The sequence below is a fragment of the Pseudohalioglobus lutimaris genome (assembly GCF_002866825.1).
In the GTDB taxonomy this organism is placed as follows: Bacteria; Pseudomonadota; Gammaproteobacteria; order Pseudomonadales; family Halieaceae; genus Halioglobus; species Halioglobus lutimaris.
The window spans coordinates 205,579-230,694 of record NZ_PKUS01000005.1; the positions used below are offsets into that span (position 1 = coordinate 205,579).

Annotated in this window: 20 protein-coding genes and 1 riboswitch; of the genes, 9 read left to right on the forward strand and 11 right to left on the reverse strand. The window is 59.2% G+C overall.

Going from position 1 to position 25,116, the window contains the following annotated elements:
- Nucleotides 1-23 precede the first annotated feature (23 nt).
- Nucleotides 24-126, forward strand: a riboswitch (TPP riboswitch).
- 70 nt (nt 127-196) lie between these two features.
- Complete coding sequence (locus tag C0039_RS06845) at nt 197-2,332, forward strand: TonB-dependent receptor (RefSeq protein ID WP_076001722.1); 2,136 nt, start codon at nt 197-199, stop codon at nt 2,330-2,332.
- A gap of 6 nt (nt 2,333-2,338) precedes the next feature.
- On the opposite strand, the gene C0039_RS06850 is transcribed toward C0039_RS06845, so the two are convergent.
- Nucleotides 2,339-3,139 carry a 2OG-Fe(II) oxygenase family protein gene (locus C0039_RS06850; protein ID WP_101517645.1) on the reverse strand — a complete coding sequence of 267 codons (801 nt, stop codon included), beginning with the start codon at nt 3,137-3,139 and terminating at the stop codon, nt 2,339-2,341.
- A 51-nt stretch (nt 3,140-3,190) separates the two neighbouring features.
- On the opposite strand from C0039_RS06850, the gene pnuC reads away from it, so the two are divergent.
- Nucleotides 3,191-3,769, forward strand: coding sequence for a nicotinamide riboside transporter PnuC (gene pnuC, locus C0039_RS06855; protein WP_076001720.1), 579 nt, complete (start codon nt 3,191-3,193; stop codon nt 3,767-3,769).
- Here pnuC and C0039_RS06860 read toward each other — a convergent pair.
- Complete coding sequence (locus C0039_RS06860; RefSeq protein ID WP_243391570.1) at nt 3,762-5,099, reverse strand: MFS transporter; 1,338 nt, start codon at nt 5,097-5,099, stop codon at nt 3,762-3,764. The two genes, pnuC and C0039_RS06860, sit on opposite strands and share 8 nt — an antisense overlap.
- Nucleotides 5,100-5,116: 17 nt before the next feature.
- Between C0039_RS06860 and C0039_RS06865 the strand changes: the two genes are divergently transcribed.
- Together C0039_RS06865 and C0039_RS06870 are read left to right on the forward strand one after the other, a co-directional pair.
- Entirely contained in the window at nt 5,117-5,941 is an 825-nt protein-coding gene (locus tag C0039_RS06865) for a glycerophosphodiester phosphodiesterase (protein ID WP_207796387.1), read from the forward strand.
- A gap of 69 nt (nt 5,942-6,010) precedes the next feature.
- Nucleotides 6,011-7,321, forward strand: a complete 1,311-nt coding sequence (locus C0039_RS06870; protein WP_101517647.1) for a DEAD/DEAH box helicase — start codon at nt 6,011-6,013, stop codon at nt 7,319-7,321.
- Nucleotides 7,322-7,348: 27 nt separating this feature from the next.
- Here C0039_RS06870 and C0039_RS06875 read toward each other — a convergent pair whose 3' ends face one another.
- From C0039_RS06875 to hexR, 6 genes are all read right to left on the reverse strand, one after another.
- Nucleotides 7,349-9,148, reverse strand: coding sequence for a long-chain-acyl-CoA synthetase (locus C0039_RS06875; RefSeq protein ID WP_165787055.1), 1,800 nt, complete (start codon nt 9,146-9,148; stop codon nt 7,349-7,351).
- A gap of 2 nt (nt 9,149-9,150) precedes the next feature.
- Nucleotides 9,151-9,918, reverse strand: coding sequence for an endonuclease/exonuclease/phosphatase family protein (locus tag C0039_RS06880; protein WP_076001716.1), 768 nt, complete (start codon nt 9,916-9,918; stop codon nt 9,151-9,153).
- 4 nt (nt 9,919-9,922) lie between these two features.
- Entirely contained in the window at nt 9,923-10,477 is a 555-nt protein-coding gene (locus C0039_RS06885; protein WP_101517649.1) for a CDP-alcohol phosphatidyltransferase family protein, read from the reverse strand.
- A 15-nt stretch (nt 10,478-10,492) separates the two neighbouring features.
- Nucleotides 10,493-12,010, reverse strand: coding sequence for a wax ester/triacylglycerol synthase family O-acyltransferase (locus C0039_RS06890; protein ID WP_101517650.1), 1,518 nt, complete (start codon nt 12,008-12,010; stop codon nt 10,493-10,495).
- Nucleotides 12,011-12,194: 184 nt separating this feature from the next.
- The gene (locus C0039_RS06895; RefSeq protein WP_076001713.1) at nt 12,195-14,897 is read right to left on the reverse strand and encodes a cation-translocating P-type ATPase; all 2,703 of its coding nucleotides are present in this window, start codon (nt 14,895-14,897) and stop codon (nt 12,195-12,197) included.
- Nucleotides 14,898-15,097: 200 nt separating this feature from the next.
- Nucleotides 15,098-15,937, reverse strand: coding sequence for a transcriptional regulator HexR (gene hexR / locus C0039_RS06905; protein ID WP_101517652.1), 840 nt, complete (start codon nt 15,935-15,937; stop codon nt 15,098-15,100).
- Between the two features lie 236 nt (nt 15,938-16,173).
- On the opposite strand from hexR, the gene eda reads away from it, so the two are divergent.
- From eda to C0039_RS06930, 5 genes are all read left to right on the forward strand, one after another.
- On the forward strand, nt 16,174-16,791 hold the full coding sequence (gene eda / locus C0039_RS06910; RefSeq protein ID WP_076001710.1) for a bifunctional 4-hydroxy-2-oxoglutarate aldolase/2-dehydro-3-deoxy-phosphogluconate aldolase: 618 nt from the start codon (nt 16,174-16,176) through the stop codon (nt 16,789-16,791).
- Between the two features lie 20 nt (nt 16,792-16,811).
- Complete coding sequence (locus C0039_RS06915; protein ID WP_101517653.1) at nt 16,812-17,834, forward strand: type I glyceraldehyde-3-phosphate dehydrogenase; 1,023 nt, start codon at nt 16,812-16,814, stop codon at nt 17,832-17,834.
- A complete protein-coding gene (gap, locus tag C0039_RS06920; protein ID WP_076001708.1) occupies nt 17,834-18,832 on the forward strand; it encodes a type I glyceraldehyde-3-phosphate dehydrogenase in 999 nt (332 codons plus the stop codon). Before C0039_RS06915 ends, gap begins: the two co-directional genes overlap by 1 nt.
- Entirely contained in the window at nt 18,829-21,468 is a 2,640-nt protein-coding gene (ppc, locus tag C0039_RS06925) for a phosphoenolpyruvate carboxylase (protein ID WP_101517654.1), read from the forward strand. The genes gap and ppc overlap by 4 nt, the downstream gene beginning before the upstream one ends.
- 98 nt (nt 21,469-21,566) lie before the next feature.
- The gene (locus C0039_RS06930) at nt 21,567-22,142 is read left to right on the forward strand and encodes a YSC84-related protein (RefSeq protein WP_076001706.1); all 576 of its coding nucleotides are present in this window, start codon (nt 21,567-21,569) and stop codon (nt 22,140-22,142) included.
- 59 nt (nt 22,143-22,201) lie between these two features.
- Here the strand turns inward: C0039_RS06930 and C0039_RS06935 are convergent, their stop codons facing one another.
- Genes C0039_RS06935 through C0039_RS06945 form a run of 3 tightly spaced genes read right to left on the reverse strand, consistent with a single transcriptional unit; the run spans nt 22,202 to nt 25,086 of the window.
- Nucleotides 22,202-22,903 carry a LutC/YkgG family protein gene (locus C0039_RS06935; RefSeq protein WP_101517655.1) on the reverse strand — a complete coding sequence of 234 codons (702 nt, stop codon included), beginning with the start codon at nt 22,901-22,903 and terminating at the stop codon, nt 22,202-22,204.
- Nucleotides 22,893-24,314, reverse strand: a complete 1,422-nt coding sequence (locus C0039_RS06940; RefSeq protein WP_101517656.1) for a lactate utilization protein B — start codon at nt 24,312-24,314, stop codon at nt 22,893-22,895. Before C0039_RS06940 ends, C0039_RS06935 begins: the two co-directional genes overlap by 11 nt.
- Before the next feature lie 4 nt (nt 24,315-24,318).
- Nucleotides 24,319-25,086: a (Fe-S)-binding protein gene (locus C0039_RS06945; protein ID WP_076001703.1), complete on the reverse strand. Its 768-nt coding sequence runs from the start codon at nt 25,084-25,086 to the stop codon at nt 24,319-24,321.
- Nucleotides 25,087-25,116: the final 30 nt, after the last annotated feature.

A 25,116-nucleotide genomic window follows, 5' to 3' on the forward strand; every position in this document is an offset into this window, starting at 1 on the left:
ACTTGCCAATGGTCTAGAATCTCTCGCGTCCTAAGGGGTGGCCCACATGCCTGAGATGTTGCTTGCAGCAGACCCTTTGAACCTGATCCGGATAACACCGGCGTAGGAATAGGTAACTGCCGCAGGCATTCGCCCACGGCCTGTAACTCTCCACCGCTTTCCGGGTCTCTACTTTTCGCAAGATGGAGACCGTTATATGAATTTTCCCGGTAAGACTTTGTTCGCTCTGGCCCTTGGGGCGAGTGCCGTCCAGGCAGCGGAGGAAATGGAGGAGGTTATTGTAACCGCCGATTTCCGCCAGACTGAACTGATGCGCAGTGCCGCCAGTGTCAGCGTGCTGGGTGAGCTGCAGATCGAAGAGCGCGGAGCGCAGCATCTGGAGGACGTGCTCAGCGCGGCACCGAATGTGAGCTGGTCAACTGGCGCATCGCGCAGTCGCTTTATCCAGATGCGCGGCGTAGGTGATCTGGAGCAATACGCCGAGCCCAAGTACTACCCCGCCGTGGGCGTGGTTGTCGATGACCTTGAACTGGGCAGCGCCGCCAACGCCGGCATGCTGTTCGATGTGTCCCAGGTTGAAGTGCTGCGGGGACCCCAGGGCACGCGCTATGGCGCCAGTGCGCATGCCGGCATGGTGAAGATCAATAGCAATGCTCCCACCGACACCTTTGAGGCACAGCTCAGTGGCGGGGCAGGGAACTACGGCAGTTATCACTACGGCGCGATCATCAGCGGCCCCCTGGGTGAGACGGTAAACGGCCGCATTTCGCTACAGCAGAACCAGGGGGACGGGTATATGCAGAATCGCGCCCTGGGGCGTGACGACACCAACAGCTACGATGAAGTGACAGGGCGTGCCCGGCTTTCCTGGCAGCCAGGCGCCAACGCCAGCTACGATTTCGCGCTGTTCAGTTTCAATTCTGACAATGGCTACGACGCCTATTCCCTGGACAATGACCGCTACAGCTGGTCGGACCAGCCCGGGGATGATGCTCAGGACACCCTCGCATTCACTGTCAGGGGAATGTGGCAGCTGGGTAATGCCAATACCTTGCAGGTGGTGGCGACGCACCTCGACTCCGATCTTTACTACAGCTACGACGCCGATTGGGTGTCGCCTGAACTGTGTGCGCGTTTTACCTGTTCCTTTGGCTACGATACGGCCCAGGAAATATTCGATCGCGACCGCCGTCAGGACACCATCGACATTCGACTGCTGGGCGGAGCAGAAACGCTGGTCTCGGGTGACCTGCGCTATGTGCTCGGCTTCTATGCCAACCGCAACGACGAAGACCTGGACTACGCCTATCCCAGTGCCTGGTACGGACTGTATGCAAGCGCCAGCAGCTATGAGACCGAACGCTATGCGCTTTATGGTGAACTGGAATACGGCATCAGCGACAGTTTGCGCTTTACCGGGGGTATGCGGGTAGAGCGATTCGAGGACGACTATCGTGACAGTAACGGCGTGTCCGAGGATAACGGCGAAAATCTCTACAACGGAGAACTGAGCCTGCAGTACAGCCTCAGCGACAACACATTCGCCTATGCCACGCTCGCCCTTGCCAGCAAGCCGGGCGGCGTCAACGTGGCCGCCAGTTCACAGTACGCCTTTATGAGTCCCGCGTTCCAGGGCTTTATGCGGGGCAACCTGCGCTTCGAGGATGAAACCCTGTTCAGTCGGGAGCTCGGCCTGAAGACGCGTCAACTGGATAATCGGCTGGCGCTGCGTGCGTCGCTGTTCTACACAACACGCGACGGTGCCCAGCTGGAAAACTGGATGTGGGATGAAGGCGCGGGGCTGTGGATTGGTTACCTGGACAGCAACTCTGACGCCGACGCCTATGGGCTGGAGCTGGAGACCACGTATGACCTGGGCGAGGCCGTGCAAATTTTTGCAAACGTGGGTTGGCTGGAGACTGAGGTGGATACCATCCGCACCTTTGACCTGGATGCGGGCGATTTCGTCAGCAAGCGCGACAGGGAACAGAGCAAGTCGCCGCAGTACCAGTACAATGTGGGTGTGCGCGCGCTTTTGCCCTCCGGTTTCTCTGCCACGGTAGAGGCTGAGGGCAGGGATGACAGTTTCTATGGTTACTATCACGACGGCAAACTGGAGGCTTACGACCTGGTGAACGCCAGTCTCAGCTGGAGCAATGGTGACCTTACTGTGAACCTATGGGGACGCAACCTTGGCGACGAGGAGTACGCGACGCATGGCCTTTACTTCGGGGCCGACCCGCGTGATGAGGTGGGTGCTTTCAGCAACCAGAGCTATTACCAGCTGGGCGCGCCGCGTACCTATGGGCTGGACCTGTCCTGGTGGCTCTGAGCCGATTCAGTTGTCCCATTGGCTCAGGTGCAGGCGGTACCAGTCTTCGGTAGTGATGTGCCGGCCTGCGTTGCTGACCAGAGTGGCGCCCGGCGCGGGCAGTGAAAATAGGGCGAATGAAAAGCGTTCACCCGGGTTTTCACCGCGCTTCACGCGGTGATTCAGCGCGGGAATCGCTCCGTCAGTGAGCCACTGTAACAACTCGCCGGCGAAGACAACGACCTTGTCTGCAGGCTCTGCATCCAGCCAAAGGCCGCGGCTGTCCTGGTACTGGAAGTCTTCTGCGATGCCGGCAAACAATACGGTAAGCAGGCTGACGTCTGGGTGAGGCGATAACCGCAGCGCCGATGCTTTCTGCGGCGCAATGTTGGCGATGGCGTTTGCCCCGGCTGGCAGTGGAGGATAGTAATTGGCTGAAAGCATGTGGCCGCAGCGTTCCTCATGCTGGCGGGCAATATCTTCCAGTCCCAGTTCCGTGAGTATGCGTTGCTCAATGACGCGCGCGGCGCGGGTAAGTTCAGCCCAGTGCTGGCGCAGGAACGGCTGCAGTTCAGGCGGATAGTGCAGCGCAGGCGAAAAGTCGGAGAGTACGAAGGAGTGCAGTTGATCCTCAGGTCCCTGATTGAGGCTGTCTTCCTGCCCCGGGTAGGAGTAGCCGTCGAAGGCCTTGCCAAAGCGTGACTGCTGGAAGTCTTCACGGTATGCCGTTGGGCGCTGGCAGAAGTTGCGCAGCGCCGCGGGCAACCCATGGAGCGGCAGGGCGGGGAGGTCGGTGACCAGAAGCTGGTGGTGTAATGCAGCAATCATGAGTGAACCTTGTGGGCGGTACCTGCAAGCTTAATCGAATCAGGAGCGGTAATGGCAGTTAATACACTGGTGGAAATCCTGGCTACCCTGGCGGGCCTTGCCTACATCGTTTTCCTGATCCGTGAACAGGTTATCGCCTGGCCGTTTGGTATCGCCGGGTCACTGTTGTCCATTTACCTGTTTATCGACGGCAAGCTCTATTCGGAGGCCTTTCTCTACGCGTTCTACGTTGCTGCGGGTATCTGGGGCTGGATACGCTGGAGCCGCCGGGTCGCTATGCATAACAACCCGGTTATCCGCTATCAGCTGAGTGCTCACGCGGCGATCATTCTTGTTGCCTCGTTGAGTGCGCTGGCTCTGGCCACCTTCTTTAGCACTTTTACCGACGCACAGCGTCCTTACATCGACGCTTTCACCACGGCCTTCAGCTTCGCCGCAACCTACATGGAAGTGAAGAAAGTGCTGGAAACCTGGGTCTACTGGATCGTGCTTAATGTGGCGTCGATCTGGCTGTACATGGACAGGTCACTGGATATCTACGCAGCATTGATCTGCGTCTACGCAGTGCTCTCGGTCTGGGGCCTGGTACAGTGGTTTCTTGTCTACCGCCAGCAGTCTTCGCTCAGCTGACCTGCCGGGCAGCCTGGTGGCCCCGTTTCTCATCGATGGTGAGCAGCAGACCCAGTCCCAGCACGAAAAAGACCAGGGTGGAGATCAGTGACAGCTGATGGTCACCGTCCGCCAGCCGATTGATAATGCCATAACTGATCGGCCCGATAATCGCGGCGGTTCGATTGGCCAACCCCCACAAGCCGAAAATTTCCCCGTTTTGCGACGCCGGGGTGAGTTGGCCCACCAGCCCACGGCCACCGGCCTGTGTGGCGCCCATGGCCAGTCCAATCAGGTTGCCGGCTATCCATACATCGGTATTGGTCGTGGCTTGCAGCGCCACGGCAATGGCGGCTATCCACACCATCAGTGCTCCGGCCAGGCTGGGTATTGAGCCGAAGCGATCCTGGGCGAAACCGAAAACAAATGCCCCTGCAGCAGCAGTGAGGTTGACCAGCATGATCAGTACAATCAGTTGCTGACTGTCAAACTGCATCACCTCCTGAGCGTAGATCGCAGCCAGTACCACCACCGTGGCGACGCCTGCCTGAAACAGCACAATACACAGCAGAAAGCGAAACAGGTCTGGCAGGCGTGCAGCATGCCTGACAGTTGTTAACACCTGACCCAGCCCCGCCTTCACGTAGCCCTTGCCGCTCGGAAGGGGACGCGGTTGCGCTCGCTCGCGCAACCAGACGAATGTGGGTGTGGCGGTAATCGCAAAAATGAGTGCGGTGATCAGCAGGCAGACGGGCACATAGTGCTCCGCGCCCATCCCGCGACCCTCACTGAACTGGATATAGGCGAGGCAGCATGCCAATGTCAGCAATCCGCCGAAGTAACCCAGGCCCCAGCCGTAACCGGAGATGCGCCCCATATTTTCACGAGTGGCAATCTCCGGCAGAAATGCGGCGATCAGGTTCTCGCCGCTGGAAAAAGCGATTGCGGACAAAACCAGTAATATTACGGCCAGGGTGACCTGCCCCGGCGCGGTCCATGCCAGCATGGCCGTGGCGCTGACACATAAAATAGAGGTCAACAGCAGAAAGGTTTTCTTGCTGGCGCGAAAGTCGCTGATCGCGCCGATGACCGGTCCGCTGCACAGGACTACCAGGTTGGAAAATGCGATCGCCAGTGTCCATAGCAGTGTGGCAGCACCGGGCGTCGTGGCGTCCAGCCCGGCAGCCACTACGCCGACGAAATAGGCGCTGTAGATGGTGGTGAGGACGACAGTGGTGTAGCCTGAGTTGGCGAAGTCGTAGAACGCCCAGGCGATGACTTCCCGCAGCGGCGTCTTTGGAGCCGTCTCGCGTTCTTTGCCGGGGCGCAGCGGGGCGTTATCTGAGCGCACAGTGGAGGCAGAGTTTGTTGAAACAGTCGTTACAGAATCTGGCCATGAATACTGTGGACCAGGTGATGGCCCTGGTACCGCGGGCTGTTCCTGACGAGGCCGCGCTGCGTAAATGCAAAATTGTCTCCCATCGCGGCGAACACGATAATCGCAAGACTAAAGAAAATACCCTGTCAGCCTTTGACAAAGCAAGGGCTGCAGGTGTGTACGGCCTGGAATGTGATATTCGCTGGACGCGAGATCACGTGCCGGTGATTTGCCATGATGCCACGTTGGCGCGTGTTTTTGAGCTGCCCATGGAGGTAGCCGAACTGACGTTTTCCCAACTGCGCGAGCGGGTTCCCGAGGTGCCATCCCTGGCGGAGGTGGTGCAGCGCTATGGGGGGGATGCGCACCTGATGCTAGAGATAAAGGTCTTCAGTGCCCAACATCTGCAGGACCAGCGCGCCTCCCTGCAAACCATTCTGGGCGACCTGCAGCCGGCTGCAGATTTCCACATGCTTGCCCTGGATCCGGCGCTGTTTACGGTGGTCGATTTTCTACCGCCGTACTGCTTTTTACCGGTGGCGCAAATGAATTTTGCGGTACTGAGCGAGATCAGTCTGCAGCGCGGATACGCCGGACTTGCCGGGCATTACCTGTTGCTTAACGAGCGAATGAGGCGGCGTCATCATCGCGCAGGGCAGTGGATAGGTACTGGCTTTCCCCGTTCGCGCAATGCCATGCTGCGTGAGATTGCGCGTGACGTGGAATGGATTTTCAGTAACGACGCAGTGCAGTTGCAACATGAACTGGATGCACTGCGGCGAGCTCGCATATCCATCCGGCGTCCCATGCAGTAATATGCGCGCGGTTTTGTTCTGTCCCTGCGCCTGCCCGAATGGGAGGCCATCCATTGCGAGAGACCCACCATGACATTCGAGCAACTCGGCCTGTCACCTGCGCTGCTGTTGGCGGTGCAAGAGAAAGGCTACACCGAGCCCTCGCCGGTGCAGGAACAGGCCATTCCCGCTGTGCTCTCTGGTCGCGACGTCATGGCTGCCGCACAAACCGGTACGGGTAAAACCGCGGGTTTCACGCTGCCTATCTTGCAGCGCCTGCTGGATAGTGGCCCGCTTAAACCGCACCGGACGCGCGCGCTGATCCTGGCGCCCACGCGAGAGTTGGCCGCCCAGGTCGCAGAAAGTGTGGGCACTTATGGCGCACACCTACCGCTGAAATCCGCCGTGGTATTTGGTGGCGTGAAGATTAATCCGCAAATTGAGCGTTTGCGTCGAGGGGTCGACATACTCATCGCCACACCGGGTCGGTTGCTGGATCTCCACGGGCAGGGTGAGATCAACTTCGACGACCTGGAAATCCTGGTTCTGGATGAAGCCGACCGCATGCTCGACATGGGTTTCATCCACGATATCCGCCGCATCATCAAGTTGTTGCCCTCAGAGCGACAGAACCTGCTGTTCTCGGCGACTTTTGCCATGGAGATCCGCGAGTTGACCACCCGGTTGCTGCACAACCCGGTGGAAGTAGAGGTGGCTGCGGCCAATGCGACTGCAGACAACGTGGAGCAATGGGTCTATCCCGTGGACAAAAAGCGCAAGAGTGCCTTGCTGCGGGAACTGGTGGAGGTTAATAACTGGACCCAGGTGTTGGTCTTCGCGCGCACCAAGCACGGCGCCAATCGCCTGGCGCAGCAACTAGAAAAAGCCGGGCTGGAAGCGGCTGCGATTCATGGGAACAAGAGCCAGAGTGCACGTACTCGCGCGTTGGAGGGCTTCAAGAACGGTAGCGTCCGGGTTCTGGTGGCGACGGATATCGCGGCCCGTGGCCTGGATATTGCCCAGTTACCGCAGGTGGTGAACTTTGACCTGCCCAATGTACCGGAAGACTACGTGCATCGTATTGGCCGCACTGGCCGGGCGGGTGCCTCCGGGCGCGCATACTCTCTGGTGAGTGCCGATGAAATCAAGCAGCTCAACGCCATAGAACAGGTGATACAGCGTCACCTGAAGCGTGAGTACATAAGCGGCTTTGAGCCCGACCACGAAGTGCCCGCCAGTGCGCCCCTGCGGAAACCTAAACAGGCAGGGCGGCCCGGTGGCGGCAAGGGGCGCGGCGGCGGAAAGCACACCGCGCGCGGACGGGGCAGTGACGGCCACAACCGACCGCGTCGTCGGCGCAGGCCGCGAGCAGGTTCCCCTGCGCGCAAACCGTCCTCCTAGGTTCGACGCAGGCCGGTGCGGGCGGTGTCAGTAGCCGCCGCGCCCGGCGAGGATTTCGGCAGCAAAGTCTTCTGTCAGCGCTTCGTAGTGATCGCTGCCCGGTTTCATCACCAGTAGCGGGTCGCTGACGACGGCCGGGTCAAACCCCTGCTTGCGCAAGTCACCCTTAAGCATTTTGAAGGTGCCGGTGGTATCCATGTCGGGCAGAATGCGCAGAAACTGTGGCCGCGCATAGGTGGGTAACTGGGCGCAAATATGTGCTGAGAAATCAGCAATATCCAGTTCTCTGGCATCATCTGTCAGCAACAGTGCCGCCATACCCGCACGTCCGTCGGTGCCGGGTATCTCCACTCCGTAAACGTTGCAGAAGTGCACCTGGGGGTGGGCGTTGATGACCTCGCCCACCTCATTGGTGGACACGTTTTCACCCTTCCAGCGGAAGGTATCGCCAATGCGGTCAACAAACTGGTAGTGAGGCAGGCCGAAAGCGAAGCCCACATCGACCGTCTTCAGCAGATCGCCGGTGTTGAACCAGGCGTCACCTGGCTTGTATACGTCGCGCAGAATTTTCTTTTCCGTGGCCTCTGCATTGGTATAGCCCTCAAACGCGGTAACCGCAGTGATCTTGCCCAGCAGCAGTCCGGCTTGTCCCGGCGCCGCTTTGACACAGCGGCCCCTGGCATCGCGTACAACCTCATCTGCATCAATGTCGTACTGCACCAGGGTGTGGGGCAGGCTGCCTGTGCCCACGGTGCAGTCCTTGTTCAGCAGGTTGATAAAGCCCACGTTACCCTCGCTGGACCCATAGAATTCCGAGACGCGGGTAATGCCAAAGCGCTCCTTGAATGCATGCCAGATATCCGGGCGTAAGCCGTTGCCCATCACCGTGGTGAGTGGATTCTGGTAATCGTCGCGGTGCTCCGGCGTGGCCAGCAGGTAGCGGCAGATTTCACCGATATAAATAAAACAGGTGGTCTCATGTTCGCGCACTTCCTCGAGGAACTGGCTGGCAGAGAATTTGCGGCGCAGGAAAATACTGGCTCCGGTGTTGAAGGCCGCACCGGCGCCGAGGAACAGGGCCGTACCGTGGTAGAGCGGGAGGCAGAGGTAGATGCGGTCGTTAACATCACAGCGCAAGCCTCCCAGTGAGGACATCAGCGAACTCAGTATAAAGCGCTTATTGCTCATGACCGCCGCTTTCGGCAGGCCCGTGGTGCCGGATGTAAAGATATACAGGGCGTGTTCCGCAATCGTGTTTTCTGCGGTTTCCGGTGGGTTACTGGTGGCTTCGTGGGCGCTGGCGCCCAGGTCAGTGGCCCAGTCAGGGCATTGCTGCGTACCGCTGTCACGGACATAGAGCCAGGCCATGACGTCAGGCAAAGCTGTCTCGTTGCTGATTTCAGCAACCGCTTCCAGTCGCTCTTCACCAAACAGGCACCAGCGCGCGTCGGTAATTTGCAGACAGTGCGTGAGCGCGCGGCCAGTCAGGTTGGTGTTGATCAACGCGGCGATGCCGCCTAACTTATTCACTGCGATCAGTGAAGTCAGGAATTCGACGCGATTTTCCATTATCAGTGCGGCGCAATCACCGCGCGTCAGGCCCAGTCGTTTGAGTCCATGGGCGACCTGGTTGGCCTCGGCATTGAGTTCGCTCCAGCTCAGTTCGCGGCCCTCAAAGATAACAGCGCTGCGCTCCGGATAACGCCTGGCAAGCGCTTCCACACGCCCTCCAAGGCAGTCCCTGGTGGTCATGGCTCGCGGCCGTAGGGCCCTGGCCAGAGAGGTGATGGCCGGCAATTGGCACAGGGTTTCCTTGAGCTTGCTCATAGTCATTCCAGCTTGAATACTCCAAAGAGGGCGGCATGGTCAGACAGGTCCCGCCAGTGTCCGCTCGCCAGGCGATTACATGATTCCGGCTGCAGGCCACGGTAGTATACTCGATCAACGGGTAGAAACGGCGCCCACACGGGAAACGTACGGGCATGGCGTCCCTGCAGGTTAACAAACAGTTCTTCCAGGCCAAGGTCGTCGTGCAGGTGATGTTCCGCGCGGCTGCGCCAGTCGTTGAAGTCACCGGCAATAATCATCGGTTCATCGCGCGGCACATGCTGGTCGATACGCTCAGTCAGGGTTTGTAGCTGCTCTTTGCGTTCCTGTTCCAGCAGACCAAGGTGCACGCAGAGTGTGTGTAATCGCGTGGCCTTGTGAGGAAGTTCGATCACCCCGTGGAGAATGCTGCGACTGGAGCGTGGGAAGATTGAGACATCGATATTTTCCCAACTTACGAACGGATGCATGCTGAGAATGGCATTGCCGTGGTCACCCTTGCGATAGATTGCGTTGCGACCGTAAGCGAAATGCGGCCAGGCCTGGTCCGCCAGGTACTCAAAATGCGGTTGGTCCGGATAGGAGAACTTACGACGCTTGGCCTTGCTCTTGATAGCGGTGCCATGAATTTCCTGCAGGAAAACGATATCCGCACCTGTCTCGGCGATGCGTTCGCGCATGGACTCAAGCATAAAACGGCGATTGCCGGAGCAGTAACCCTTGTGCACATTGTAGGTGAGGATGTGGATTTCGCGGTCGCTGCCCGTCATTTAATCAGTTACCCGGTTCCTGGTTCTGGTGGGCCTTACGCGTCCACGTCACCACGTAGTCCAGGCCACTGACGACAGCGATCATCAATACGAGCACCGTTGCCCCCTGAATTACCTGCGGCCCTATCAATGGAGTCAATTGCGCTGCCAATAACATCACACAGAAGCAGATTTGCACCAGCATGTTGATTTTACTGAGCGCGGTGGCAGCGAAATGAATAGGCCCTACCAGTACTCGATAACAGAGTGCGCCGCTGACGATTATCAGGTCGCGACCCACGACAATTGTAGCCACATACCAGGGGACCAGTTCTATCTGGGCGAAGCAGAGGAAGGTGACCATGATGAGCAGCTTGTCCGCCACCGGGTCGAGTGCAGCGCCGAACTGGGAGAAGTACCCCAGTCGTCTGGCGGTAAATCCATCCAGGGCATCGGTAATGCCTGCCAGCAGCCCGATCCACAGCGCCAGGGCGTAGTGGTGGCGCAGGATGAGCAAACCAAGCGGCAGCGCCAGCAGCAGCCGCAGGGTCGTTAATGCGTTGGGCAGGTACTTGAGCATGGACGGCCGGGCAGGCTAATTCACGGGGGCGGCGGCTGTTGCCTTTGCCTTCGATTTTGCTCTTGTCTTTGTCTTGGCCTTAGCCTTTGCTTTTGCTTTTGGTTTCGCCTTGTGCCTGGTCGTGGTGCGGGAGACTGCACGCCGCCTGCTGGATGGAGCCGCCAGCAGTGCCTTCTCCAATTCCCCAAAGTGCCGGAGGATGGCTTCCGAGAGCAGGTGCACATCCGGTAGCGCGTGACGGTCGGCGAGCAGGCCGAAGTCAAGGGAGTTACCGTGTGAGAGCAGGGTTACGTTCAGGTTCACACCGGGCAACAGCGTTGAAATCGGATAGCTGGCGACCATGCGCGAGCCACAGAGATAAAGGTCTTCTTCACCGGGGCCGGGAACATTGGACACCAGCACGTTGTACGAGGGCGCCAATATCTGATCCAGCTTGCTGCGCTCCAACAGCTCATACAGGGCGAAGACCATTACACCGTAGTCCATCATCGCCTCCGCGGACAAGCTCGCTACTTCCGCCTTGGAGGCGGCGGAGGATTCGACAACCTGTGCCAGTCTCCGTCCCGGGCTTACCCCCGGGTCACCGAGCCGTACATGTACGGCAGAAACCTGGGTGCGGGCACTGTCGTCCGATTTACTGCGAATGGACATGGGGCACAGGGCGACCAGTGGTGCAGTGGGTGTCTCACCGTGTGCGCTGAGATATTCGTCCAGAGCCGCGCCAATAATCGCCAGCACTACCTCGTTCACGGTGCACTGCCGCGTCTTGCCCATTTTTTTGACGCGGTCCAGCGGCAGCGTGCAAATCGCCGTGGAGCGCGTATCCCACTGAATGGGCTTGTTCATTCGGGTGCGCCGCGCTGAGAAGGGGATCTGCGCGTCACTCTCGCGCAGTTTCATCCACTGCAGGCCTACCTTGGTCATGAACTGGTACGCCTCCATCACGCCCCTGGCCTGCTGCATCAGCGGGTTGGTCCTCTTACTGGGCCTGCCTTGCGTCTTTTTCTTGTTCCGGGCGTTCGGGTCAAAGGACCAGGTGGTGACCACGGTGTCATCTTTGGGCGAGGTCGATAATGACCCGTACATGCGCTTCACGCCAGACATGCCATCGATATAGGCGTGGTGAATCTTCGAGTAAATGGCGAAACGGTTGCCTTCAAGACCTTCAATGATCTGGCACATCCAGCAGGGGCGACGGCGGTCCAGCAGACTGCTGTGCAAGCGCTGTACGACTTCCATCAGCTGGTCTTCGGTGCCGGGCCCGGGCAGGGCAGAGTGACGGACATGATAATTTATGTCGATCTCCTCGCTTTCCTTCCATTGCGGCATGCCAAGACGTGGAAAGTAGGGTGTGTAACTGAAGGGTGCGACCACGGGTGCCTGCTTGAATCGGGCCACAAGTTCCTGCAGGTAGTTTGCCGGCGCATTCTTCGGCATCTCAAAGATCTGTATCGCGCCCACATGCTTGGGGCTCTGTGCCGATTCAGTGAGGAAGAACATCAGGTCTAGTGGCGGGATGGACGTATTGCTCATGTTAGCTCTCTGGCATGATTTTATTGTCAGTAGTGGACAGGGACACGGCCGATTAGTCCCGCAGTTGCCACGTGGACGGCGGCGGAGCCTACGGAGCCGGCGGTGCCCACAAAATATCCGTTAGTGCAGTGTAGCCCATGCGCACTGAAAGCAGGTAGAGAGACCGGTGCTGCAAACGGTTTTTTCACGCGAATACTCTGCGCAACAGCTTGTCGGTTTCGATAGCGATAAAGCTGGGTAGAAAACAGAGCAAAATCAATGGCCACCATTCGGGCGGGAACGGGGCCGTCCGAAAGAGTGCAGCCGCCTCCGGGATCAAGGTGGGGATGAATCTGATAGCAATGCTCAGGGCGATGCCCGCCAGCAGCCAGTGATTGGAGAGTGGGTTAAAGGTGAACACGGATGCGCGGATAGACCGCGCTGACATGACATAGCCGAAATGTGCCAGCAGTATCGCCCAGAAAGCTGCGGTCTGCGCCTGGGTCAGCAGCAGCGCGTCGACAATCTGTCCGTCGACCACGGCGGCGTTACCGAAGTGGTAGTAGATCAGAAAGCCCGGTATGGCAATGGCGAACCCCATGATAACTACCCGTTGCAGGAAAAGTGCGTCAATGATGTGCGCATCTGCCGGTCGGGGAGGGGCGTCGAGAAGGCCTTTTTCCTTGCCTTCCATCATTAACGGCATGGTCAGCAGAACGGAGTCCAGCAGGTTGATCCACAGGATCTGCACGGGTTCGAGGACAAAGCGTGCACCGAACAGGGGCACCCAGGCGGCCATGATGATCGCCCCCATAATCAATAGCGCCTGGGCCGCGTTTGTTGGCAGTGTGTAGAGAATCGCCTTCTGCAGATTGTTCCAGGCGTGGCGCCCTTCCTCCACCGCGGCGACAATGGTGGCGAAATTGTCATCAGCGAGCACCATATCGGAGGATTCCTTGGCTACCTCAGTGCCGCTGATGCCCATGGCGATACCGATGTCCGCCGCCTTCAGTGCCGGGGCATCGTTGACACCGTCACCGGTCATTGCCACCACAAGACCCTGTGCCTGCAGTGCTTCGGCGATGGCTTTCTTGTGTTCCGGGGCCACCCTGGCAAACACTGACACCTCGGCAGTGGCATCGCGCAACTGGGTCTCTTGCAGGTGATTGAGTTCGGCACCGGTCATTACCTTTTCCGCGGCGATTCCCAGCTGCCGGGCGACGGCCTGGGCCGTGTCGGGGTGGTCGCCGGTGATCATCACCGTACGTATTCCCGCTCGCTTGCACTGTTCCACCGCTTCGATGGCGGATTGTTTCGGTGGATCGATCATGCCCTGCAAGCCCACGAAGCACATGTCCCTCAGACTGTCCTGGCTCAACTCAGTATAATCCGCTGCGACCTGCTTCTCGGCAAAGCCCAGCGTGCGCAGCGCGTCTACGGCGAAGGATTTAGCTGTACCCAGCGCTTGCTCCCTTGCAAATGTCCCGCACTCACCTTGTTCGCTGAGCGTGTTGCTGCACATGTCGACGATCACTTCCGGAGCACCCTTGACGAGGATCCAGCGTTGACCCTGGTCTTCAACCAGTACGGCCATGTACTTGACGCTTGAATCAAAGGGTAATTCCACCAGGCGTTGTACCGAGTCGGCGGCGATTTCCGCTTTCGCTCCGGAGATCCGCAGGGCCAGTTCGGTAGGGTCCCCGGTGCCGCCCTCGCCGGAGAGGTGTGCGTTGTTGCAGTCGAAGCCACAGCGCAGTAGGCGCATCAGTGCCGGATGTTCGGCCGGCTTGATCGCCTGGTTGCGGCGGCGGAATTCTCCCTCGATATCCAGGCCCGTGCCGGTTACCGCGAGTATTTCGCCGCCCGCATAGACCCGGGTGACTGTCATGCGGTTCTCAGTGAGCGTACCGGTCTTGTCAGAACAGATTACCGAGGTGGCCCCTAGTGTCTCGGCCGCCGGCAGTTTGCGTATCAGTGCCTTGCGGCCGGCCATTACCATCCCCGAGAGGGCCAGGATGGAGGTGACCAGCGCCGGCAGCATTTCCGGGATCGCGGCTACCACCAGGGACACGGCACCGAGGAAACTATAGGAAATGGCGTAGCCCAGGTAGATACCGTAGCCAAAGTTGAATGCACCGACAATGAGAATGGCGATGATCAGCGTGCGCACGAATTCTTTCATTTTGCGCTGCAGGGGCGTGCTGTGCACATCGGCAGCCTTGACCATATCGGCGATGCGGCCAAACACCGTATTGGCCCCTGTTTCCACCACCATTGCCCGCGCGGTTCCCCGGGTGAGGTAGGTGCCGGAAAAGCCGACATTAAGCTGGTCGCCGGGCACGAGGTCGTCCCCCTGCAATTCACCAGTGAGTTTTTCCACGGGCACTGACTCGCCTGTAAGCGAGGATTCGTCCACGTGGATATTGGACACATCAATAAAGCGCACGTCTGCGGGAATCTTGTCGCCGCCCTCCAGCACAACCAGGTCCCCCGGCACTAATTCCCGTGCCGGGATGCGGCGCTGGTCGCCGCAACGGATTACCAGTGCCTCCTGGACCATCATGTTGCGCAGGGCGTCGAGCGCGCCCTCTGCCTTGCCTTCCTGCACAAATCCGAGAATAGCGTTGAGCAGTACTACGGAAAGGATCACCACGGTATCCGGGAGCATATGGCTGCCCAGCGCCGTAAGCACGCCGGTCACCAGAGCGGTGGCGAGCAGAATGATTACCATGGGGTCATTGAACTGACGCAGGAAAAGGACCCACGCCGGGGTTTTCTGGAAGGCGATCTCGTTGGGGCCATGCTGCGCCAGGCGCTCAGCTGCAGTGCTTTCATCCAGGCCCGACTCGCTGGATTGAAGACGCTGTAGAACGTGCTCAGGTGACAGTTTATACCATCGGTCGGTCATGCGGACTCCATTGCCATCGTCATACTGGGGCTCAACTGCTCCCAGTTTAGGCGTGCGTTGCGTGCGCGATCATGCGTTCGGTCAATAAACTCGCGGTAACAATGAGCGTAATTTGCGAGACTGGAGCCGTTCGCCGCAGTGATTCGGCAGCGCGCTGGGGGCAGCGCCAGGCGCAGTGGCCAGACGCGCATTCACCCTGTTTAAAGTTGACGTGTACCGGCCAGGTTTTTCTTTACCTGCTGCAAATGTTCGAGGAATTCCTCACCCTGACCCAGGGCCAGGCCGGTTGCCAGAATGTCGATCAGCACCAGTTGTGCAATTCGGGAAGTCATGGGCGTATAGAGCTCCGTGTTCTCGCCGCATTCGACGCTCAACACCCGATGGCATGCAGTCGCCAGTGGCGACTCTGGAGCGGTAATGCCCAGTACTGTCGCTCCCTCGCGCGCGCCCAGCTCCGCCAGTTCGATCATTGCAGTTGTGCGGCCGGTGTAGGATATACACACAAGGCAATCCCCGGCTCCCAGGCCGGTTGCCGCGACACGTTGGTTGATAATGTCCGTCAACGCGGTGACCGGCACCGGGAAACGCAGCAGCTTATGCTGGGCATCCAGTGCCACCGAGGCAGAGGCCCCCAGGCCGCAAAGGGTAATGGAACGAGCGTCCGCCAGCAGGTCAACGGCGGCATGCAATGACGCCAGGTCCAGGCGCTCCTGTGTCTGGGTCAGGCTGGCATGCGTTCCCTCAAAGATTTTTGCCGCAGCCCGGCCCAGGGAGTCGCTCGCTTCTATGTTCTGTGCCAGCAGAGGTTGCTTGCGCGCCAACTCTGCTGCAAGCGCCAGCTTGAAGTCGGGGAAACCCTTGTAGCCCAGACCCGTGCAGAAGCGGTTTACGGTGGGTTCGCTGACGCCGACCTTGGCTGCGAGCGCCGCGGTGGTGGCAGACAGCACTGCGTGGGGGTCGGCGACAACACAGGCGGCGACTTTCAGCGCTGACTTGCTGCGCTTGCTTCGCGGATCGGCCAGGTCAGTGAGCAGGCTCATGATAGATATTTGTCTCCCCAATCAAAAAAATGTAATAAAAATACTCCGCTGTAAGACCGCGGCAGATACCGCAGCATCTCAGGCAATATCAAAAACACCCGGTTATTTATAGCGAAATCCGCTGATGATGGCAAATTGCCCAATCTGTTGAAGACTTTCTCCTGGCTTGTTGCATGAGCGGAAGGAAGGAGCTAGTATCGTCTAAATGTAATTAAATTACACGAATGGAATGAGCAATGAGTGAAGTTGATTTGTCGCCTTATCGCGTCCTGCCCGTCGTTACGGCGCGGGACGAGGAGTCTACTGTTAGTCTCGCCAGGGCGCTTCTGGCCGGTGGAATGCGAGCCATCGAAATAACCCTGCGTACCTCGGCTGCTTTACCGGCCATCGCTGCTGTGAGCGAAGCTGTCCCCGAAATGCAAGTTGCTGCTGGTACCGTGACTAATGAGCGGGAGCTCGCCCAGGTGGTGGATCTGGGCGTCTCGCTGGCACTCAGCCCCGGGTGCACGGAGTCTCTGCTGGCCGCCGCATCCGATGCGCCCCTGACGTTCATCCCCGGCGTTGCCTCTGCTTCTGAAGTTATGCGAGTCCGGGACTACCAAATGCCTGTCTGCAAACTCTTTCCAGCAACCGTTGTCGGTGGTGTGGCCATGCTGAAGGCGCTTGCCGGGCCGTTCCCGGATATGCAGTTTTGCCCGACTGGTGGTCTGAATCGCGACAACTTTCGTGCGTTTCTTGCCCTACCCAACGTAGTTTGTTGCGGTGGGTCATGGATGGTATCCAGTGATCTGGTAGACAATGCAAACTGGAATGAAATCGAGGCACTGGCTCGCGAGGCCATGGCAGAAAATTAAGCGAGTAGAGGAGAGTGACGATGACGCAACAAGCGCCCGTTCGAGTGGGTATTATGGGTTTTGGCCAGACCGGTCGACAGATATTTGAGTTTGCGTCGCACAGCGACGACATCGAAGTGGTGGCGATTGCCGACATCGGCAAGCCGGAGATACTGCAATACCTGCTTAACTCCGAGGTAGAGCAGCCAGAGCGCCATCGGCTGGAGGGTAATTTCCTGGTCAATGAGCGCTGCAGGGCCCGGCTGATGGAGATCGACCGTCCGGCAGAAATGCCCTGGGACATCTTCGGCGTGGATGCGGTGATCGATTCCACTGGCAAGTACCGTGACCGTGAGTCGATGGAGAGTCATCTGGGTAATGGAGCCCCCCGTGTCCTGCTGAGGACGCTGCCAACTGATCATATAGACCGTATCGTTATCCCGGGTATCAATGAGGCCAGCGCCAGCGTCGACGATCGCATGATCTCTGCGGGCTCTGCTACCACCAGTGCGCTGGCGCTTCTATTACACAGCCTGGCGCCCGAGTTCGCCATCGAGTGCGGCAGTATGACCACGATTCATGCATTTACCTCGGATCAGGCGCTGCAGGATTATGCTGGTTCAGACTTTCGTCGCAGTCGGTCAGCGGCCAAGAACATTATTCCCAACAACCACGAAGCAAGCCTGTGGCTGGGTCGGATACTGCCGGACTTCGATGGCAAGATATTGACCTCGGCATTGAATGTGCCGGTGCAGGAGGGCTGTTTGCTGGACGTGAATCTGGTTATGGCGGACAGCGCTGTGGAAGTGGAGGCGGTGAACGAGGCCATGCGCGCTGCTGCGGCGCGTCACCCGGGCATTATCGGCGTTGTAGAGGATCCAATCGTATCTTCTGACGTTATTGGTAACCCGCTTTCATTGTTGTTCGATACCAAGGGAACGATCAAGGCAGGCGGCAATACCATCAAGACATTGAGCTGGTACGAGAATCTCGGCCACGCGGCGCGCCTGCTTGATGTGGTGCGGCTCTACAAACAGCTGGATCAGCAACAGGAGGCAGCGTAATGAAAGTGGGTATCAATGGCTTTGGCCGTATCGGGCGCTCAGTGTTCCGAATCCTTGAGGGTGTCGAGGGCGTTGACGTTGTCGCCATCAATGACCTGTTCGACTATGACGCGCTGCGCTATCTGCTCAGCTACGACACGGTTATGGGGCCTTTCGGGAAAAACCTGAAACTGGAAGATGATCATTTTGTGACTGACAAGAGTCGCGCGAAATTGATCAGTGTGCGCGACCCCGCAGACCTGCCCTGGCGTGAACTGGGCGTGGACGTGGTGGTGGAAGCCACCGGCGTGTTTCGCAAGCGCGAACAACTGGAGCAGCACCTGCAGGCCGGGGCCAGCCGCGTGCTGCTTACGGTGCCCGCCAAGGACCCCGTGGATTACACCGTGGTGCTGGGGGTTAACGATGAGGGGCTGAATGCATCGCACCGCATCATCTCCAATGCCAGTTGCACCACCAACTGTCTGGCGCCCATGGCGCGAGTGCTCAACGACGAGTTCGGGATAGAGGAGGGTGTTATCAATACCGTGCACGCCTATACCAACGACCAGCGTCTCGCCGATGTACCTCATACGGACTGGCGCCGCAGTCGGGCGGCCGCGGAGAATATTATCCCCACCTCGACCGGCGCCGCTAAAGCCGTTGGCCAGGTGCTTCCGGACTTGCAGGGCAAGCTGCATGGCATCGCTGCGCGCGTGCCGGTGCCGGATGGCTCCGTGGTAGACCTGTTCGTCAAGCTGGGCAAGTCGGTCAATGTCGATGACGTGAACAATGTGGTGCGTGCGGCCGCGGACTCGGATCGCCTGCGGGGCATTCTGCAATATACCGATGCGCCGATAGTCTCTTCTGACATCATAGGCAATTCACATTCATCGATTTACGACGCCGGATTTACCGGCGTGACTGCCGATCGCTATTTACGCGTACTCAACTGGTACGATAACGAGTGGGGTTACTCCTGCCGCGTGGTTGATTTGTTGAAAAAGGTGAGTAACTGGTGAGTCAGTCTGCCCCGGAGTCGGATTACAGCAGTCTGCGCAGCAACGTCAGTGACCTGGGGCGGATACTGGGCGACACTATCGCGGGAGCGGAAGGAGATGACTTCCTTGCCCTGATTGAGCGGATTCGAGGTCTTTCCAAGGGGGCCCGTGAGGGTTCCCCTAAGGATCGCCAGCAGTTGTTGGCACAACTCCGTGACCTGGACAACGAACAGCTGGTGCCGGTGGCACGGGCTTTCGCCCAGTTCCTTAACCTGGCGAACATTGCGGAGCAACAGCACCTGGTCTCGCGTCGCATGGACCCGGTCCTCTCCGCTTCACGAAATCTCAATAACAGCATGCGTGAATTGCGTGAACAGGGAATTACCGCCGAAGCGGTAGCCGCGGCTATAGCCGAACTTAAAATCGAGCTGGTGCTAACCGCACACCCCACTGAAATCACCCGGCGCACCCTGATTCATAAGCATAGTGAAATTGGAGCCTGCCTCAGCCAGTTGGACCTCGGGGGCCTCAGCGAACGAGAGGAAGGCCAGTTGCGCGCCCGGTTGCGTGGGTTGGTGGCGCAGATCTGGCATGGAGACGACTTCCGTCGGGAACGTCCCACACCGGTAGATGAGGCGAAGTGGGGCTTTGCCGTGGTCGAGGAGTCGCTGTGGCGGGCGGTTCCGGAATTCATGCGCCGGCTGGATGACGCCCTGGAGCAGCACTGCGGCCAGCGGTTGCCGCTGGACGCGGCGCCGGTCAGTTTTGTCTCCTGGATGGGTGGTGACCGCGACGGCAACCCGAACGTAACCGCAGCGGTCACCAGAGAGGTCATGTTGCTCTCTCGCTGGCAGGCGACGGACCTTTATCTCGGCGATGTCAATCGACTACTGGAAGAATTGTCGGTGACGCGCTGCAGTGATTCGCTGCGTGAGCTCGCGGGTGATGCCCATGAACCGTATCGAGCTATTCTAAGGCAATTGCGCAAGCTGCTGCGCAGAACCCGCGAGCATATCGAAATACGGCTGCGCGGTGAGACGCCTGTCGAGGCGGATATTCTCGTCACTGAAGCGCAGCTTTGGGAACCGCTACTGGCCTGTTACCACTCGCTCACGGAATGTGGGATGGAAATAATTGCCCGCGGGACACTGCTGGATGTGCTGCGCCGGGTGCGTTGCTTCGGTGTCTACCTGGTGCGTCACGATATTCGCCAGGACAGTGCTCGCCACACAGAGGCCTTATCTGAAATTACCCGCAGCCTGGGCCTGGGTGATTATGCTGACTGGGACGAAGATACCCGTCGCGCATTCCTGCTCCGCGAGCTGGGCAATCGTCGACCCCTGATCCCGCGGCACTGGCAACCCTCGGCAGACGTACAGGAAGTGCTTGATACCTGCGCGGTGGCTGCAGAGCAGCCGTCCAGGGCCCTGGGTGCTTACGTCATATCCATGGCTCGCCAGGCCTCGGATGTTCTGGCGGTGCACCTGTTATTGCAGGAGTCCGGGGTGACCCAGGCAATTCCCGTGGCGCCGCTTTTCGAGACCCTGGACGATCTGTCCAGGGCTCGCGCCGTCGTCGCTGACTTGCTGCAGGATGCATGGTATCGCGGCCAGGTTAGCGGACGCATGATGGTGATGATCGGTTATTCCGATTCAGCCAAGGACGCCGGTGTATTGGCCGCCTCCTGGGCCCAGTACCGGGCGCAGGAAGAGCTGTTGGCGGTCTGCGCCGAGCACGCGGTTGAGCTGACGCTATTCCACGGTCGGGGCGGCACTATCGGCCGCGGTGGCGCGCCGGCGCGTGAAGCCCTGCTTTCCCAGCCACCCGGGTCACTCAAGAACGGTCTGCGGGTGACTGAGCAGGGCGAAATGATTCGTACCAAGCTCGGTTGGACGTCACTGGCGGTGAAGACACTGGCGGTGTACACGGTCGCGATTTGCCGCGCCAATCTGCTTACCCCGCCGGCACCCAGGGCGGACTGGCGGGAAATAATGGAGACACTCTCCGACGACTCCTGTGCAGCTTATCGTGCGGTGGTGCGTGAAGAACCTGAGTTCGTACCGTATTTCCGCCATGCCACGCCGGAACAGGAGCTGGCCAAGCTGCCACTGGGCTCGCGTCCGGCCCGGCGTAAAGGCGGTGGCGGCATCGAGAGCCTGCGCGCTATTCCCTGGATATTTGCCTGGTCGCAGAATCGGCTGATGCTTCCCGCATGGTTGGGGGCCGGGCGAGCGCTGTCCAATGCCGTGGCAGCGGGCAAGGCCGAACTGCTTCGGGAGATGGCGGCCGGGTGGCCTTTTTTCTCGACTCGCCTGTCAATGCTGGAAATGGTTTATGCGAAGGCAGACAAGGGGTTATCGGCCTACTACGATGAGGTGCTCGTGCCGCCAGCGCTGCAGGAAATCGGTGCTGGGCTTCGCGCGCAGCTGAGCGAGGATATTGAGTGCGTTTTAGCTATTCAGGGAGAGCGCGAGTTGCTCGCCGACCAGCCGTGGACTGCCGAGACCATTCGCTTGCGCAATATTTATACCGATCCGCTGAACTTCCTGCAGGCTGAGTTACTGCAGCGCAACAGAGAACAGGAAGATGAGCGCCTGGAGCGGGCAATCATGGTGACGATTGCGGGCATTGCCGCGGGTATGCGCAATACCGGTTAAGCTCCCTGGCAGGCTGTCCTTGACCGGGGATGGCTGGCTGTCGACAATGGCGTCACGCGGCCGCTCCCGGCCGACATACTCCAATTCGAGGAAATAGCATGCGAAGTATTCTCAAAGCGGGTCTTCTGGCCGTCTGTTTTGCGCTGGCCGCACCGGGCATCATGGCGCAGGAAAACTACGACAAGGCCATCAATGCGTTCAAACAGGCCGGCGAGAGCGGGGTGTATTTCAACTCGGCGTACGGCTACGCAGTTTTCCCGACTATTGGTAAGGGAGGGGTAGGCATCGGCGGTGCCCATGGCAAGGGCCAGGTTTATGCTGCCGGCCAGCACGTGGGTAACGCAACCATGACCCAGATCACCATGGGCTTTCAGCTGGGCGGCCAGGCGTATAGCCAGGTTATATTCTTTGAGGACCAGCGCGCTTTTCGCGAATTCACCTCCGGAAATTTTGAATTCAGTGCACAGGCGACCGCCGTCGCGATTACTGCCGGCGTCTCAGCTGAGGCCAATACCGGAGGTGGCCTGGCCAGCGGCATCAGCGGTGGCCAGAATAATGCTGCCACGGCGCACGGCGGGTATCGCAAGGGCATGGCGATATTCACTATTGCCAAAGGCGGCCTGATGTACGAAGCGGCCCTGGGCGGACAGAAATTCTCCTATACGCCGCTCTGAAGCTGCGCGGCCACACCCGTCAATAGATCCCGCCCTCAGCCAGCGCTGTAGACGGGGTTTTATTCGCCGGCGTGCAGGGCGCGAGCAGTGTCTGACTGCTCTGCACTGACCTCGCCCAGCAGAACCACGTGCCAGGCCCGGGGGCCATGGGCGCCATAGACGATCTGTCCTTCGATATCGCCGGTGCTGGAAGGCCCGGCCACACAGTTGATACCGCGCGGCCTGTCCCCCTGGGCCATGGAGGCGTTCACTCGTTGCCACAGCGTTTCCAGATCCGGTAGAAGGCTGTCTGCATCTACCAACACCACATGATGCTCGGGCAGGAAGTTGTTGCGCGAGGGGTTGTGCTTGCCGGAGAGAAAAACGGTGGCCCCGGTTTCAGCGACTCCCCATTGGGCGTAACTCAGGGCGATCTGCTCGCCGGCTTCCAACTCGCCAAAGCGGGGCAGGACTCCGCCGTCGCGCCAGGGCATGGCGGCCAGCCGTGGATCATTGCCCGCAACCAGTCGGTGGCTACGGTAGTGCTGGTACACGTACTGGGCAATCATTTTAACGGCGGCACTGCGGTCCGGGGCGACATCCAGCGTACCCTGGTTGCGCAGCACATTGGTCATAAATGCAATGCAGGTGTCTGTGTGGGGCAAGGCTGCCGAGGGGGCTGAACCCAGCGCTTCGCGTGCCTGGTCGATAACTGCCGCCTCATTCCCGGCGCAGCTGCCGCGCACTTTAGACATGATTCTCGAGCGGCTGTCATCGTTCATTTGACTGGCTCCTCCGCCGATACTGACGCATAAACGTCTCACCCTGGGGGGCCGGAAAATCGCGTTTGCTGGTCCAGCCGCTGGCAAGTGGTAGCTTGCTGAAACCACCTTTCTTCCCACCAAGGCGATGCATCAGCGATATGCCAATGCCGGTAAGGGCCTGGTAGAGGCGCGGGCGAGTCGCGATCCAGGCATGCAGGCGCAGACCGTTGCGCCAGCTCGCGGGGGTTATTTTCTGTACACTCTGCTCGTGGCGCAGGTCGCGCAGCATGTCCGGTAGTGGGATCGCGCTGGGGCATACTTCCTCACACCGACCGCAACTGGTACAAGCGTTGGGCAGTGCTTCGCTGGCCTCCAGCGATGTCAGTAGCGGTGTCAGCACAGAGCCCATAGGGCCGGGATACACCCAGCCGTAACTGTGCCCACCGGTGGCGGCGAATATGGGGCAGTGATTCAGGCAACTGCCACAGCGTATGCAGCGCAGCATCTCACTGTAATCGCTGGCAAGAATATCGGTGCGCTGGCCATCCAGCAGGACAATGTGAGTCTCCAGTGGGCCGTCGGCATCCTGCGCACGCCGGGGCCCAGAGTAGAAACTGGTGTAACAGGTTTGCGGCTGACCGGTTGCGGAGCGTACCAAAAGGCGCTGTATCGCGGTGGCGTCCTCTGCTCTGGGTAATACCCGGTCCAGCGTCGTACAGATGATGAGTACACTAGGCAGGTTGGCGCAAAGGTCGCCATTGCCCTCGTTGGTTACCAGCATGGAATAGCCGTTCTCGGCAATCAACGCATTGGAGCCGATGATGCCGACGTCAGCTTCCAGGAAGTGGTCGCGCAGTACGGTGCGTGCCTCGCCAACGAGATCACCGATGGACTCGAGGTCGCGTTCACCCAGGTCGTGATTTTCCAGGAACTGTTCGCGGATCTGCTGCTGGGTTTTATGCAGTGCGGGGCCGACGATGTGGCTTGGAGTCTCCCCGGCCTGCTGGACAATATATTCTCCAAGGTCCGTCTCCAGTACCTCCATCCCACCGCGCTGCAGGAAGTCGTTGAGTCCGGTTTCCTCGGTTACCATGGACTTGCCCTTGGCGACTTTCCGCGCGCCATGTTGCTGGCATATGTCCAGCACAATGGAATTCATATCTTCTGCGGTTTCCGCGTAATGGATGCGGTTACCGTTGTTGGTGGCCTCCAGTTCGAAGCGCGCGAGGTAGTAATCCAGGTTGTCCAGTGTGTGCTGCCGCATTTTCTTCACGTGATCGCGCAGGGCTGCAAAGTCACCGAATTCGCTCACCGCGGCTTCGCGCATCAACGGTGTAAACAGGGCGAGTATGTCACGCTGGGCAACGGCACTGGCGTCGGCAAGGGCGCGTGCGGCGTTTTCCTTGAAGTGCTGGCTGTGCTGTTCCATTGGGCTAGTCTCCTTCGCCGATGGCGGGGGAGTAGAGGTCGCCGCTGAGTATCTCAGCCACGTGACGGACCTCCAGCTCCAGACCTTGCCGTCTTGCGCGTCCGGCGATATTCAGCAGGCACCCCAGATCACCGCCAGTGAGCAGGGTAGCGCCGCTGTTGCCGGCATTGCGTAGTTTGTCATCCACCATTTTTTCTGAAATATCCGGCATCTTGGCGCAGAAAGTGCCACCGAATCCACAGCAGACATCGGATTGCTGCATTTCGTTTATTTCCACGTCACACAGCGTTTTCAGCAGTTGCCGGGGCTGATCTTTAACGCCCATTTCACGTAATCCTGCGCAACTGTCATGGTAGGTAATGGGCGGCAGGTCTGTGGATACGGCCGGCGCTGATTCCAGTTTTACCACGTCGACAAGAAAGCTGGTCAGTTCAAAGGTTTTTTCTGCCAGGGCCAGTGCTCGTTCTCGCCACTCACCGTCCAGCAGTTTGGGGTAATGATGGCAGATCATTCCCGCACAGGAACCGGAGGGGGCGACCACGTACTCAGCGTGCTCAAACAGTTCGATAGTCTGGCGGGCGATAGGGATGGTCGCTTCATATTCGCCGCTGTTGTATCCCGGCTGCCCGCAGCAGGTTTGCTGCAAGGGTACGTCGACAATACAGCCGGCCTGCTCCAGCAGGCGGATGCTGGCGAAAGCGACGGAAGGACGCATCAGGTCGGCGAGGCAGGTGACAAACAGGGAGACGCGGGGGTTAATGCTTTCACTCATGTTGGCAATGATCCCGGTAGAAGAGGGCCA

Coding starts and splice junctions, on each gene's coding strand:
- C0039_RS06930 (WP_076001706.1), top strand. CDS start 21,567: ATGCGAAGTATTCTCAAAGCGGGTCTTCTGGCCGTCTGTTTTGCGCTG.
- pnuC (WP_076001720.1), top strand. CDS start 3,191: ATGGCAGTTAATACACTGGTGGAAATCCTGGCTACCCTGGCGGGCCTT.
- C0039_RS06945 (WP_076001703.1), bottom strand. CDS start 25,086: ATGAGTGAAAGCATTAACCCCCGCGTCTCCCTGTTTGTCACCTGCCTC.
- C0039_RS06885 (WP_101517649.1), bottom strand. CDS start 10,477: ATGCTCAAGTACCTGCCCAACGCATTAACGACCCTGCGGCTGCTGCTG.
- hexR (WP_101517652.1), bottom strand. CDS start 15,937: ATGAGCCTGCTCACTGACCTGGCCGATCCGCGAAGCAAGCGCAGCAAG.
- C0039_RS06940 (WP_101517656.1), bottom strand. CDS start 24,314: ATGGAACAGCACAGCCAGCACTTCAAGGAAAACGCCGCACGCGCCCTT.
- C0039_RS06875 (WP_165787055.1), bottom strand. CDS start 9,148: ATGAGCAAGCTCAAGGAAACCCTGTGCCAATTGCCGGCCATCACCTCT.
- C0039_RS06870 (WP_101517647.1), top strand. CDS start 6,011: ATGACATTCGAGCAACTCGGCCTGTCACCTGCGCTGCTGTTGGCGGTG.
- C0039_RS06845 (WP_076001722.1), top strand. CDS start 197: ATGAATTTTCCCGGTAAGACTTTGTTCGCTCTGGCCCTTGGGGCGAGT.
- C0039_RS06915 (WP_101517653.1), top strand. CDS start 16,812: ATGACGCAACAAGCGCCCGTTCGAGTGGGTATTATGGGTTTTGGCCAG.
- C0039_RS06935 (WP_101517655.1), bottom strand. CDS start 22,903: ATGAACGATGACAGCCGCTCGAGAATCATGTCTAAAGTGCGCGGCAGC.
- eda (WP_076001710.1), top strand. CDS start 16,174: ATGAGTGAAGTTGATTTGTCGCCTTATCGCGTCCTGCCCGTCGTTACG.
- C0039_RS06850 (WP_101517645.1), bottom strand. CDS start 3,139: ATGATTGCTGCATTACACCACCAGCTTCTGGTCACCGACCTCCCCGCC.
- C0039_RS06880 (WP_076001716.1), bottom strand. CDS start 9,918: ATGACGGGCAGCGACCGCGAAATCCACATCCTCACCTACAATGTGCAC.
- C0039_RS06895 (WP_076001713.1), bottom strand. CDS start 14,897: ATGACCGACCGATGGTATAAACTGTCACCTGAGCACGTTCTACAGCGT.
- C0039_RS06890 (WP_101517650.1), bottom strand. CDS start 12,010: ATGAGCAATACGTCCATCCCGCCACTAGACCTGATGTTCTTCCTCACT.
- gap (WP_076001708.1), top strand. CDS start 17,834: ATGAAAGTGGGTATCAATGGCTTTGGCCGTATCGGGCGCTCAGTGTTC.